Origin of the sequence: Nocardioides turkmenicus (assembly GCF_011045035.1) — a bacterium.
In the GTDB taxonomy this organism is placed as follows: domain Bacteria; phylum Actinomycetota; class Actinomycetes; order Propionibacteriales; family Nocardioidaceae; genus Nocardioides; species Nocardioides turkmenicus.
Window position 1 is genome coordinate 120,681 of the sequence record NZ_JAALAA010000009.1, and the last position, 12,218, is coordinate 132,898.

Consider the following 12,218-nt stretch of genomic DNA (forward strand, 5'->3'; position numbering starts at 1 on the left):
GGTCTCAGGCCGACGCGGTCTTCTCCGCCTCGGCCCGGCCGAAGTCGTCCTCGAGCCGGACGATGTCGTCCTCGCCGGTGTAGCCACCGCGCTGGACCTCGATGATCGAGAGCGGCTCGTCGGTCTCGTTGCAGATGCGGTGGGCCTGACCGACGCCGACGTCGACGGACTCACCCGGACCGGCGACGGTGGTCACGCCGTCGATGATGCAGGTCGCCTTGCCGTAGATGACCACCCAGTGCTCGGAGCGGTGGGTGTGGGTCTGGTAGGAGAGGCGGCTGTGGGGCAGCACCTCGATCCGCTTCACCTTGTATCCCGGACCGATGTCGATGACGTGCCACGAACCCCAGGGGCGGGTCTCGGAGTCACCAGCCATGATGTTGCCTCATTCCTAGAACTGAACACAGAAGACGCGACAATAACTGTACGCATCCGCGCACGGTTCATTGCGAACCGATGTTCACCGGTCCGTTACCCGCAGGTCGCCAGCGGGAGCAGATCTCCCCGCCGGACCGACTCAGTCGCGCCCGTAGATGTCGCGCGTGTAGACCTTGTCGGCGACGTCGGCGAGCACGTCGGTACGCCGGTTGGCGATGATCACGTCGGCCCGCCTCTTGAACTCGTCGAGGTCCTTGATGATCTCGGAGTGGAAGAACTCGGCTTCGTCGAGCTCGGGCTCGTAGATGACCACCTCGACGCCCTTGGCCTTGATCCGCTTCATCACGCCCTGGATCGAGGACTCCCGGAAGTTGTCCGAGCCCGACTTCATGATCAGCCGGTAGACGCCGACCACCTTCGGCTCGCGACGCAGGATGTCGGTGGCGACGAAGTCCTTGCGGGTGGTGTTGGCCTCGACGATCGCCGAGATGAGGTTCTGCGGGACGTCCTGGTAGTTGGCCTGCAGCTGCTTGGTGTCCTTGGGCAGGCAGTAGCCGCCGTAGCCGAAGCTCGGGTTGTTGTAGTGCGAGCCGATCCGCGGGTCGAGGCCGACGCCCTCGATGATCTGGGTCGTGTTGAGGCCGTGGGTGGCGGCGTACGTGTCGAGCTCGTTGAAGTAGGCGACCCGCAGCGCCAGGTAGGTGTTGGCGAAGAGCTTGATCGCCTCGGCCTCGGTGGCGCCGGTCATCAGCACCGGTACGTCGGGCTCGAGAGAGCCCTCGAGGAGCAGCTCGGCGAAGCCCTTCGCGGCCGCGGAGTCGTCGCCGACGACGATGCGGGAGGGGTGCAGGTTGTCGTGGAGCGCCTTCCCCTCGCGGAGGAACTCGGGACTGAAGAAGAGCGTCGCGTCGGGGTGCTGCTCGCGCTTGGCCGCGATGTAGCCGACCGGGATGGTCGACTTCACCACGATCGCGGCGTCGGGCGCGTAGCTGACCGCGTCGGCGATCACGCCGTCGACGGTGGAGGTGTCGAAGTAGTTGGTGGCCTCGTCGTAGTTGGTCGGGGTGGCCACGATGACGTAGGCGGCACCCGCGTAGGCGTCCTCCTTGTCGAGGGTCGCGCGCAGATCGAGCTCCTTGGTGGCCAGGAAGCTGGTGATCTCGGCGTCCTCGATCGGCGTCTTGGCCGCGTTGACCAGGTCGACCCGCTCCTGGGAGATGTCCAGGACGACGACCTCGTGCTTCTGCGCGAGCAGGACGGCGAGGGACATCCCGACGTAGCCCACGCCGACAACGGTGATCTTCATGGTCGGACTGTAAGCAGCGGTTCGAGCGAGGTCACAGCGACTTCCGCATTCGAAGTTCCCGTACGGGAACATCACGTAGAGTGTTCACCGTGCCGTCGCCGTACCTGACCTCACCGGCCGCCTTCGGAGTGGCCGTGCGCTCGGCTCGCCGACGGGCCGGGCTCACCCAGGGCGAGCTGGCACATCGCGCCGGGGTGGGCAGGCGGTTCGTGGTCGACGTCGAGTCCGGCCACCCGCGGGCCGAGCTCGGCAAGGCCCTCGCGCTGCTGGAGGTCCTCGACGTCTACCTCGCCCCCACGCAGCTCTCCCCGATCGCCCCGCCGTTGGAGGACGTCGACCTCGACGCCGTCCTCGCGCACTGCCTCGTGAACCCCTGATGCGAGAGCTGTACGCCTTCGCCGGCCGTCGCCGGATCGGCACCTTCCGCCAGGCCGGCGACCGGATCGACTTCGTCTACGCCGAGACCGCCGGCCCCACGCCCATCTCGCTCTCCCTCCCCCGCACCGGCCCGGCCCTCTCCACGGGGGCCGCGCGCGCCTGGCTCGAGAACCTGCTCCCCACCCGCGACGACGTACGCCGCCGATGGGCGCGCGAGCGAGGACTCCCGGACACCGAGCCGATGACGCTGCTCGCCTCCTACGGCGACGATCTCGCCGGAGCGATCTCGCTCTCGACCGACCCCGACCTGCCCTGGCGCCGCGCGCCGCACCCCGTCGAGGCGCCGCTGTCCGAGATCGCGACCCGGCTCGCCGCGCTGCGCAACCAGCCCACCTCATGGCTCGACCAGCGGGCCCGGCCGCGGTTCTCCCTCGGCGGTCACCGTGGCAAGTTCGCGCTGCGGCGGGCTTCGGGGAAGTGGCTCTGGCCGACGTACGAGCATCCGTCGACGCACATCCTGCGACCGACGACGTCCGAGGAGGCCGCCGCGCTGATCGCCGACCTGGACCGGGCACGCGCCGACGGGATCCCCGCCACGCGCACCGAGCTGGTCGGCTTCGGCGCGCAGCCCGCGCTCGTCGCGGAGCGCTGGGACCGGGTCGGCGGCCGGCGTATCCACGCCGAGACGATCCGGCAGGCGCTGGGTCTGCGGCCGGACGAGGCCGTCGAGCCCGGGGACGTATGCGATCTGTTCCTGCGCCTCGGGCTGGGCCGACCGCCGGCCGACCTCGACCGGATCGCCTTCCTGCTGGCCGGCGAGCGGGTCGTGGTGGCGCCGCGGCGCTGACGGATCTCACCGGCGACATCTCACCGTGCGGGTGGGGCTACCGAGGGGCCGGCCGCTCCTGCGTACACTCGGAGTCCAGCCCAGGCGGGGATGGGACATTTCGCCGTGCCGTGGAAGCCGCCACTAGCATGGGCGCCTCAACCTGACGGAGAGGTCCTCTGGTTCCGTAATGACTGCAACACACGCCGACTACCGGCTCAGCCAGCTCGACCAGCTGGAAGCCGAGTCGATCCACATCTTCCGCGAGGCCGCGGCAGAGTTCGAGAAGCCTGTTCTGATGTTCTCGGGCGGCAAGGACAGCATCGTGATGCTGCGACTTGCGGAGAAGGCATTCTTCCCGGCCAAGATCCCCTTCCCGGTCCTCCAGATCGACAACGGCCTCGACTTCCCCGAGGTCGCCGAGACCCGTGACCGCTGGGTGCAGCGGCTCGGTGTGCGCCTGGTGATCGCGAGCATCGATGACGCCATCGAGCGCGGCATCGTCGTCGACGACGGCAAGACCTCGCGCAACCGGCTGCAGACGCCGACCCTGCTGAACGCGATCGAGGAGAACGGCTTCACCGCCGCCTTCGGTGGCGGTCGCCGTGACGAGGAGAAGGCCCGCGCCAAGGAGCGCGTCTACTCCCACCGCGACGAGTTCGGCCAGTGGGACCCGAAGAACCAGCGCCCCGAGCTCTGGTCGCTCTACAACGGCCGCCTCCACGAGGGCGAGCACATGCGGGTCTTCCCGATCTCCAACTGGACCGAGCTGGACATCTGGGACTACATCGGCCGCGAGGGCATCGAGATCCCGTCGGTCTACTTCGCCCACAAGCGCCGGGTCTTCGAGCGCGACGGCATGCTGCTGACCGAGACGCCGCTCAACCCGCTGCGCGAGGGCGAGGTCGTCACCGAGCGCACCGTCCGCTACCGCACCTGCGGCGACATGACTCTGACCGGCTGCGTCGAGTCGACCGCCTCCACCATCCCCGAGATCATCGAGGAGGTCGCCGCCGCCCGGGTCACCGAGCGTGGCGCGACCCGCGGTGACGACCGGTTCTCCGAGGCCGCCATGGAGGACCGCAAGAAGGAAGGTTACTTCTGATGGCCATGGACCTTCTGCGGTTCGCCACCGCCGGCTCGGTCGACGACGGCAAGTCCACCCTCATCGGGCGGCTGCTGTTCGACTCGAAGTCGATCTTCACCGACCAGCTCGAGTCGGTCGAGAAGACCTCGCAGGACAAGGGCCACGGCTACGTGGACCTCTCGCTGCTGACCGACGGGCTTCGCTCCGAGCGCGAGCAGGGCATCACCATCGACGTGGCCTACCGCTACTTCGCGACGCCCAACCGCAAGTTCATCATCGCCGACACCCCCGGCCACGTGCAGTACACGCGCAACATGGTCACCGGTGCCTCCACCGCCGACCTGGGCCTGGTGCTGGTCGACGCCCGTCACGGGCTGACCGAGCAGTCGCGTCGCCACGCGGTGCTCCTGTCCCTGCTGCGCGTGCCCCACCTGGTGCTGTGCATCAACAAGATGGACCTCGTCGACTACTCCGAGGAGGTCTACAAGAAGATCTCCGCCGAGTTCACCGCGTTCGCGACCAAGCTCAACATCCCGGACCTCGAGGTCATCCCGATCTCGGCGCTCCAGGGCGACAACGTGGTGCAGCGCTCGGAGAACATGACGTGGTACTCCGGCCCGACCCTGATCCACCACCTGGAGCACGTCCACGTCGCCTCCGACCGCGACCTGGTCGACGTGCGACTCCCGGTGCAGTACGTCATCCGGCCGAAGTCCGACGACCACCACGACTACCGCGGCTACGCGGGTCAGGTCGCCGGTGGCGTGCTCAAGCCGGGCGACGAGGTCATGGTGCTTCCGTCCGGCATGACGTCGAAGATCGCCGGGATCGACCTCTTCGACAAGGAGATCCCCGAGGCCTTCCCGCCGATGTCGGTGACGGTCCGTCTCGAGGACGACGTCGACGTGAGCCGCGGCGACATGATCTCGCGGGTCAAGAACGCCCCCGAGCCGAGCCAGGACATCGACGCGATGATCTGCTGGATGACCACCGCTCCGCTGCGTCCGCGGCAGAAGCTGGCCATCAAGCACACCTCCAACTCGGCGCGGGCGCTGGTCAAGGACATCCAGTACCGCCTCGACGTCAACTCGCTCCACCGCGACCTGGAGACCAAGGAGCTCGGCCTCAACGAGATCGGCCGCGTCCAGCTGCGCACCACCAAGCCGCTGCTGTGCGACCCCTACTCGAAGAACCGCACCACCGGCTCCTTCATCCTCATCGACGAGGCGACCGGCGTCACCGTCGGCGCGGGCATGATCAACGACTAGCGAGCGTTCAGCGAGACACGAGTCGGCGCGTTTGCATCGCCGTCTTTCGAGCGAAGCGAGAAAGCAAGGTGCGAACGCGCCGACTCGTGGTGAGCCCCATAAGGTTGCCCCGTGCCAGTGCCGCAGTTCTCCCCGTCCCCGCGCGAGCTCGACGACATCGAGCTGATCGTCTCCGGCGTCCTCCCGGGCCCGCTGAACGCCCCGGGCTCTCCGCTGACCCTCGATCTTCCGTCGTCGGTCGCGTCGGCCGCGGCCGAGGACGGCTCGGTGGAGATCGTCGACCCCGAGGGTCTCCCCCTGGCACGCGTCACCTGGCCCGCCGGCGAGGTCACCGGCCTCTCCTCCCCCGCCTACGGGCCCTTCCGACGGCTCTACCTCACCCCGGAGCAGACCCGGAAGACGTACGCCGGGCGGACGGTGGTCCCGGTCACCGACGCGCTCACCACCGCCGAGATCGCCGAGATCGCGGAGCTCGGGCCGGTGCTGCTGCTCGCTCTGGTCGGGCACGGCACCCCGGCACTCTCCCCCGTCGCGCTGCTGCGCGCCTCGTTGCTGGCTGCGGATTCCCTGCCCGACGCTGCCGTCGTGGCCGTGCCGCTGGCCGCCCACGACGACCCGGAGGCCGACCATGCGCTCGGGGTGGCGGTCGTGGAGGCGTACGCGGGCGGGGATCCGGTTCATGCGCTGACATCCGCTTCGTCGGACGACTACCCCGACGCCATCGCGGCGATCATCGACGCCGACCAGCCCGCCCCCGAGGACCAGGGCCTGGTCATCTTCTTCACCGGTCTGTCCGGCTCCGGCAAGTCCACCCTCGCCCGCGCCCTGATGGACCGGATCCTCGAGCAGGGCGTCCGCACGGTCACCTCCCTCGACGGCGACGTCGTGCGCCGCAACCTCTCGGCCGGGCTGACCTTCTCCAAGGAGGACCGGGAGACCAACATCCGCCGGATCGGGTGGGTGGCCGCCGAGATCTCCCGTCACGGCGGGCTCGCCGTCTGCTCCCCCATCGCGCCCTTCGACTCGACCCGCCAGGACGTACGCGGCTTCGTCGCCGACGCCGGTGGCGCCTTCTTCCTGGTGCACGTGGCCACGCCGCTGGAGGAGTGCGAGCGGCGCGACCGCAAGGGCCTCTACGCCAAGGCCCGACGCGGCGAGATCCCGGAGTTCACCGGGATCTCTTCTCCTTACGAGGAGCCGGCCGACGCCGACGTACGTGTCGACACCACCGGCCGCTCGATCGACGAGGCGCTCGAGGACGTCATCGCCGGCCTGCGCTCGGCGGGCTATCTCGACCTCGCCTGAGCCCCACGCTCAGCGGTCGCGGTAGACCAGCCCGGACAGGCGCCAGGCGAGCATCGTGCGGAAGCGCGGGAGCCGCGCGAGCGTGGACAGCACCAGGTTGCGTACGCTGCGCCGGACCCCGTGCGCGATGCCGAACCGGGTCAGGCGGTCGGAGAGCTCGATGACCTCCTGGGCGACCGGGCGGCGGCGGGAGGCGTAGTCGTCGAGCGTGGCCTCGTCGCCGCCGGTGATCGTGGCGACGAGCGCGTCGGCGAGCACGACCGCGTCCTGGAGACCGGTGTTCATGCCCTGGCCGCCGGCCGGGCTGTGCACGTGGGCGGCGTCGCCCGCGATCAGCACTCGGCCAGCGCGGTAGGCGACGGCGACCCGGTGGTGGACCCGGAAGCGCGAGCCCCACACGACCTCGGTGACCCTGACGGGGCTCTTGAGGCTGCCACGCCGGTCGAGGAGCCCCTGGACGTAGGCGACGTCGGGCTCCTCGGGAGCCTCGGGGACCGGGGCCACGAACCGGAACGAGCCGTCGGGCAGCGGCGCGGAGACCAGGGTGCCCTCGGGCGAGAAGTAGAGGATGACCTCGTCGTGCGGGAGGTCGCCCTCGATGCGTACGTCGGCGAGGCTGAACGACTCGGCGTACTTGCCTCCCGGGAAGCCGATTCCGGCCCTGTCGCGCACGGTGGAGTGCATCCCGTCGGCGCCGACGAGGTAGCGGGCGCGGATCTCGGTGCCGTCCTCGGTGGTGGCGGTGACGCCGGTGCCGTCCTGGACGAGGTCGACGAGGGTGAGCGGCCGGCGTACGTGGCCGCCGAGCTCGGTCAGGCGCTCGAGGAGAACGCGCTCGGTGACCGCCTGGGAGACCATCAGCGCGTAGGGGTAATCGGTGGGCAGGCCGTCGAAGCGGATCGGCACCAGGACCTTGTCGCGGTCGCGGATGGTGAAGCGCGGCGCCTCGATGCCCTCCGCGACCAGGCGCTCGGAGACGCCCAGGTCGGCCAGGACCTCCAGGGTGCGGGCGTGGACGACGGCGGCGCGCGAGGTGTTGTCGCCGGAGGCCTGGTTGTCGATGACGGTGACGTCGACGCCTGCCGCAGCCAGCGTGGCCGCGACGGCGAGCCCGGTGGGGCCGGCGCCGGCGACGAGGACATCAGTGGTGATGGTGGACATGATGCTCTCCTTGGGTCGTGGGTTGTTGGTCAACGTTTGTTGGCCAACCGGTGTTGACCAAGGTAGCGCTGCTTCGGGATTGACGTCAACAGATGTTGGCCTACAATCGTTGGCATGACCGAGACCCGCCGATCCGGAGCCGAGACCCGCGAGCGCATCCTCGCCGTCGCGCGCGAGCACTTCGCGCGTCAGGGATACGACCGCACCACCATCCGTGCGATCGCCTCAGAGGCGCAGATCGACCCCTCGATGGTGATGCGCTACTTCGGCAGCAAGGAGGAGCTCTTCACCGCCGCGGCGTCGATCGACCTGGCACTGCCGGACCTCACCGCGGTCGCGGCGGGCGAGGCGGGCCGCGTGATGGCCGCCCACTTCGTACGCACCTGGGACTCCGAGGGCACGCTGATGGCCCTCCTCCGCCGGGCCGCCTCCGACCCCCAGGCGGCAGAGCAGATGCGGAGCATCTTCGCCACCCAGGTCGCCGCAGCCATCGCTCCGCTGTGCCCCGACCCCGCCCAAGCCGGACGCCGGGCAGCCCTCGCGGCCACCCAGCTCCTCGGCATCGCACTGGGCCGCTACGTACTCCACCTCCCGCCCATCGTCGAGATGGACGCCGAGGAGATCGTGGAGTGGGTCGCCCCGACGATCACCCGCTACCTCACCGCCGAGTCGGCCTGAACTGACCAAGATCCCCGCCGAGTCGGCGCAGATGTCCCGCAAATGCCCGTCGAGTCGGCGCAAATGTCCCAGCGAGACCGGGACAGATGCGCCGACTCGGCTGTCCGAAACGAGACAGACGCGCCGACTCGGCGGGATGGTTAGCGCGAGAGGCCGAGGAGGGCCCAGGCCTCGTCGGTGCTCATCGGCTCGCGCTGGGCGACCGCGGCGGCCTGGACGGCGCGCTCGACGAGCTGGCGGTTGGCGTCGACCGGGACGCCCTTGGCGAGGGTGAGGACGTCCTCCATCCCGACCCGCAGGTGCCCGCCCATGGCGAGCGAGGTGAGCATGACCGGGAGGGTCGAGCGGCCGATGCCGGTCGCCGACCACGAGGTCACCTCTGCCGGCAGGGCGGCGACAGCCGCGACCAGGGCCGCGGAGGTGCCGGGCATGCCGCCGGGGACTCCCATGACGAAGTCGACGTGGACCTTGCCGCCGGCCGGCAGCCCGTACTTCCCCAGCAGCCGCTGCAGCGCGGCGACGTGCCCGAGGTCGAAGAGCTCGAACTCCGGCACCACGCCGCGCTCCTGGGTGAGCTGGTAGAGCTCGGTGATGAACGGCCACGGGTTGGAGAAGACGTCGTCACCGAAGTTGGTGGTGCCCATGGTCAGCGAGCACGAGTCCGGGCCGGCGTCGAGCACCTTCAGCCGCTTGTCGAGAGGGTCATGCACCGAGCCGCCGGTGGAGAGCTGCACGATCAGCTCGGTCTTCTCGTGGAGCGCGTCGACCGTCTCGGTGAGCCTGCCGAGGTCGAGCGTCGGTGCGTGGTCGTCGTCGCGGATGTGGACGTGGATCATCCGCGCTCCGGCCTCCTCACACTCGACGGCCGTCGCGACGAGCTCCTCCAGCGTCGTCGGCAGCTGCGGGCAGTCTTCCTTCGCGGTCTCCGCCCCGGTCGGCGCCACGGTCACAAGCAGTCCAGTCACCCGAACAATCTAGCGCCATTCAAGCGATTCACCGCAATATCTCCACCACAGAACGGCAAAACGACGCGGGAGCCCCGGTGTCAGCCAGTGACACCGGGGCTCCCACGTCAGGGATCGTCAGCCTCAGCCGATCGGGATCGTCACCTCGGCGACGTTGCCGACCGCGGCGTGGACCTTCTTGTCCACCGGCTCCGCCTTCGGCGCGAGCGTACGCAGGGTCCACTCGCCGTCGCCGGCGAAGAACCGGAAGTGGCCGGTGGCCGAGGTGGGCACCTCGGCGGTGAACTCGCCGGTGCGGTCGAGCAGCCGGACGTACGCGCCGTGGACCGGCTCGCCGTCACGGGTCACCTGACCCTGGATGACTGCTTCCTTGGCGACGTCGACGCCGGCGAGCGAGAGCCCACCCTCAGTTGCTCCGCACATGCTCAGGCCTCCCCGGGCTCGTCGCCGGTGACGACCGGGACGCCGACGAGCGACCCGTACTCGGTCCACGAGCCGTCGTAGTTCTTCACGTTCTCCTGGCCGAGGAGCTCCTTGAGCACGAACCAGGTGTGCGAGGAGCGCTCGCCGATGCGGCAGTAGGCGATGGTGTCCTTGCTCCAGTCGACGCCGGCCTCGGTGTAGATCTCCTTGAGCTCCTCGTCGGAGCGGAAGGTGCCGTCGTCGTTGGCCGCCTTGGACCACGGGACGTTGGCCGCGGTCGGGATGTGGCCGGCACGCTGGGCCTGCTCCTGCGGGAGGTGGGCCGGGGCGAGGAGGCGGCCGGCGAACTCGTCGGGCGAACGCACGTCGACGAGGTTCTGGGTGCCGATGGCCTCGACGACCTCGTCGCGGAAGGCGCGGATCGAGTGGTCCTGCTCCTGCGCGGTGTAGGTGGTCGCCTCGCGGGTGACGGCCTCGTCGGTCAGCTCGCGGGAGTCGAGCTCCCACTTCTTGCGACCGCCGTCGAGCAGCTTGACGTCCTGGTGGCCGTAGAGCTTGAAGTACCAGAAGGCGTACGCGGCGAACCAGTTGTTGTTGCCGCCGTAGAGCACCACGGTGTCGTCGTTGGCGACGCCGCGCTCGGAGAGCAGAGCGGAGAACTGGTCCTTGTTGACGAAGTCGCGACGGACCTGGTCCTGCAGGTCGGTGGTCCAGTCGAGCTTGATGGCACCCTTGATGTGGCCCTTGTCGTAGGCGGTGGTGTCTTCGTCGACCTCGATCAGCACCACCTTCGGGTCATCGAGGTGCTCCTCCACCCACTGGGCGGAGACGAGGGAGTTCTCGCGGGTCATCTAGGTACCTTTCGTTGTGTTTCTTGCGTTCAGGGGACTAGGCGAAACGCCTGATCAGCAGGTAGATCTCGCAGCCGAGGCAGAACCGGAAGACGGCATTGAGCACGGCCGCGACGAGCGCGAGGCCGAGGGCGATCTGCGCCACGAGGGTGGCGCCGACGAGGTAGCCCACGAGCGCGACCACGAGGAAGGCGAGGCCGACCCCCTGGGCGAATCGGGGCGGTGCCGGGTCCTCGAGCTCGTCCGGCGCACCTAGGCGGGGACGTACGAACTTCTTGAAGAGCCAGGCGTGAGGGGTCCGCTGAACGCCGAGACCAGCCCCGATCGCGAAGAGCACGGTCTGGATGACCGTCACCACGAGAGCCCATGGCTGCGGAAGCAGCAGAGCCAGGATGAGGACGACAACGGTCAGCGCCGCAGCGAACTGCGGGCCACGCGGGTCGATTCCGGTCTGCGTCGCCGTCTGGCCAGAGGTCTCGGACATAGGTGTGCTCCTGCGAGAGTGGAGGGGAGGTCGTCAGGAAGAGCCTGACAGGCGAAAGCGATCCCCGGGGTCGACTGAGTCGACAAATCTCAGGGAATCAGCGGCAGGAACGACACAGCGCCGAGCGAACGCGGCAGTGATCCACTGCGCGGCGCTTGGTCAGCATGGTCGAGAACATGCGATGACAGTAGCGTGATGCGTGACAGGCACGAAACGAATGTCTCGGAATACGGACCAGCGTGTCAGGATTCGAGATCGTAGGTCGGGATCGCGCTCAGGACCTGCTCCTTGCGCGGGGCGCCGGAGGCGCGGGCGACCTCGTTGCCGGCGCCGTCCAGCACCAGCGTCGTGGGAGTCCGCAGGATGTCGAGGCGGCGGACCAGGTCGAGGTGGTGCTCAGCGTCGATCTCGAGGTGGACGACGCCCGGGACGATCTCGGCGACCTCGCCCAGGATCCTCCGGGTCGCGCGGCAGGGCGCGCAGAAGGCGCTGGAGAACTGCACGAGCGTCGCGCGCGCACCGAGCTCGGACTCACCCAGCGCGTCGGTGACCGCATCCCACGCGTGCGGCTCGGGTGCGTGATCCTCGTGGGCCACGTGGAGCTCCTTCGTGCCTCGGAAGCGGCCGTCGGTGAGCAGCCGGAACAGCCCGAAGGCGAGCGCGACGGCTATCGCGATGACGGCGATCCAGGCTCCGGTGCTCATATGACTATTGAACCGGTAACCCGCCCCGCTCATTCCCCCGAGGCGCGCCGAAGCCTCTCGTTGGCAGCTTTCAGGCGGCGTACGTCCTCCTCCAGGGACAGCACACGGGCGATGCCGGCGAGGTTGAGACCGTCGGCGAGCAGGTCACGGATGCGGATGAGGCGCTCGATGTCGGCGATGGAGTAGAGCCGGGTGCCGCCCGCGGTGCGCGCAGGGTCGACCAGACCCCTGCGCTCGTAGACGCGGAGGTTCTGGATCTGCATGTCGGCCATCTCGGCGGCCACCGAGATGGCGTAGACGGCCCTGGTTCGCTCCTTCACACGATCGATTCTGACATGTGGACTTGAAATTCCCTAGACCCTGGCATATATAAAAGGTGTATCCGCTGATATAGATCCCGTGAG

15 protein-coding genes are annotated in these 12,218 nt (G+C 68.9%); 6 read left to right on the forward strand and 9 right to left on the reverse strand.

Annotated elements, in window-relative coordinates:
- Positions 1-4: 4 nt before the first annotated feature.
- Positions 5-376, reverse strand: a complete 372-nt coding sequence (locus G5C66_RS12455; RefSeq protein ID WP_165111288.1) for a phosphomannose isomerase type II C-terminal cupin domain — start codon at positions 374-376, stop codon at positions 5-7.
- Positions 377-517: 141 nt separating this feature from the next.
- Positions 518-1,684, reverse strand: coding sequence for a nucleotide sugar dehydrogenase (locus G5C66_RS12460; protein WP_165111289.1), 1,167 nt, complete (start codon positions 1,682-1,684; stop codon positions 518-520).
- An 89-nt stretch (positions 1,685-1,773) separates the two neighbouring features.
- Between G5C66_RS12460 and G5C66_RS12465 the strand changes: the two genes are divergently transcribed.
- From G5C66_RS12465 to cysC, 5 genes are all read left to right on the forward strand, one after another.
- The gene (locus G5C66_RS12465) at positions 1,774-2,061 is read left to right on the forward strand and encodes a helix-turn-helix domain-containing protein (protein ID WP_165111290.1); all 288 of its coding nucleotides are present in this window, start codon (positions 1,774-1,776) and stop codon (positions 2,059-2,061) included.
- Positions 2,061-2,909: a HipA N-terminal domain-containing protein gene (locus G5C66_RS12470; protein WP_165111291.1), complete on the forward strand. Its 849-nt coding sequence runs from the start codon at positions 2,061-2,063 to the stop codon at positions 2,907-2,909. Before G5C66_RS12465 ends, G5C66_RS12470 begins: the two co-directional genes overlap by 1 nt.
- A gap of 169 nt (positions 2,910-3,078) precedes the next feature.
- Positions 3,079-3,993 (forward strand): sulfate adenylyltransferase subunit CysD, encoded by a 915-nt coding sequence (gene cysD / locus G5C66_RS12475; protein WP_165111292.1) that lies wholly within the window; start codon positions 3,079-3,081, stop codon positions 3,991-3,993.
- Positions 3,993-5,243: a sulfate adenylyltransferase subunit 1 gene (locus G5C66_RS12480; RefSeq protein WP_206444015.1), complete on the forward strand. Its 1,251-nt coding sequence runs from the start codon at positions 3,993-3,995 to the stop codon at positions 5,241-5,243. The genes cysD and G5C66_RS12480 overlap by 1 nt, the downstream gene beginning before the upstream one ends.
- A 111-nt stretch (positions 5,244-5,354) precedes the next feature.
- Positions 5,355-6,548: an adenylyl-sulfate kinase gene (gene cysC / locus G5C66_RS26825; RefSeq protein ID WP_165111293.1), complete on the forward strand. Its 1,194-nt coding sequence runs from the start codon at positions 5,355-5,357 to the stop codon at positions 6,546-6,548.
- 9 nt (positions 6,549-6,557) lie between these two features.
- Here the strand turns inward: cysC and G5C66_RS12490 are convergent, their stop codons facing one another.
- Positions 6,558-7,709 carry an FAD-dependent monooxygenase gene (locus tag G5C66_RS12490; protein WP_165111294.1) on the reverse strand — a complete coding sequence of 384 codons (1,152 nt, stop codon included), beginning with the start codon at positions 7,707-7,709 and terminating at the stop codon, positions 6,558-6,560.
- Positions 7,710-7,823: 114 nt separating this feature from the next.
- Here G5C66_RS12490 and G5C66_RS12495 point away from each other — a divergent pair, with 114 nt between their 5' ends.
- Positions 7,824-8,387, forward strand: coding sequence for a TetR/AcrR family transcriptional regulator (locus G5C66_RS12495; RefSeq protein WP_165111295.1), 564 nt, complete (start codon positions 7,824-7,826; stop codon positions 8,385-8,387).
- 140 nt (positions 8,388-8,527) lie between these two features.
- Here G5C66_RS12495 and G5C66_RS12500 read toward each other — a convergent pair whose 3' ends face one another.
- From G5C66_RS12500 to G5C66_RS12525, 6 genes are all read right to left on the reverse strand, one after another.
- The gene (locus G5C66_RS12500) at positions 8,528-9,352 is read right to left on the reverse strand and encodes a 3-keto-5-aminohexanoate cleavage protein (RefSeq protein WP_165111296.1); all 825 of its coding nucleotides are present in this window, start codon (positions 9,350-9,352) and stop codon (positions 8,528-8,530) included.
- A 123-nt stretch (positions 9,353-9,475) separates the two neighbouring features.
- Positions 9,476-9,775 (reverse strand): DUF1416 domain-containing protein, encoded by a 300-nt coding sequence (locus G5C66_RS12505; RefSeq protein ID WP_008360673.1) that lies wholly within the window; start codon positions 9,773-9,775, stop codon positions 9,476-9,478.
- 2 nt (positions 9,776-9,777) lie between these two features.
- Positions 9,778-10,626, reverse strand: coding sequence for a sulfurtransferase (locus tag G5C66_RS12510; RefSeq protein ID WP_045549622.1), 849 nt, complete (start codon positions 10,624-10,626; stop codon positions 9,778-9,780).
- A 37-nt stretch (positions 10,627-10,663) separates the two neighbouring features.
- On the reverse strand, positions 10,664-11,110 hold the full coding sequence (locus G5C66_RS12515) for a DUF4395 domain-containing protein (protein ID WP_165111297.1): 447 nt from the start codon (positions 11,108-11,110) through the stop codon (positions 10,664-10,666).
- A 242-nt stretch (positions 11,111-11,352) separates the two neighbouring features.
- The gene (locus G5C66_RS12520) at positions 11,353-11,814 is read right to left on the reverse strand and encodes a thioredoxin family protein (RefSeq protein WP_206444016.1); all 462 of its coding nucleotides are present in this window, start codon (positions 11,812-11,814) and stop codon (positions 11,353-11,355) included.
- Between the two features lie 29 nt (positions 11,815-11,843).
- The gene (locus G5C66_RS12525) at positions 11,844-12,134 is read right to left on the reverse strand and encodes a MerR family transcriptional regulator (protein WP_165111299.1); all 291 of its coding nucleotides are present in this window, start codon (positions 12,132-12,134) and stop codon (positions 11,844-11,846) included.
- Between the last annotated feature and the right edge of the window lie 84 nt (positions 12,135-12,218).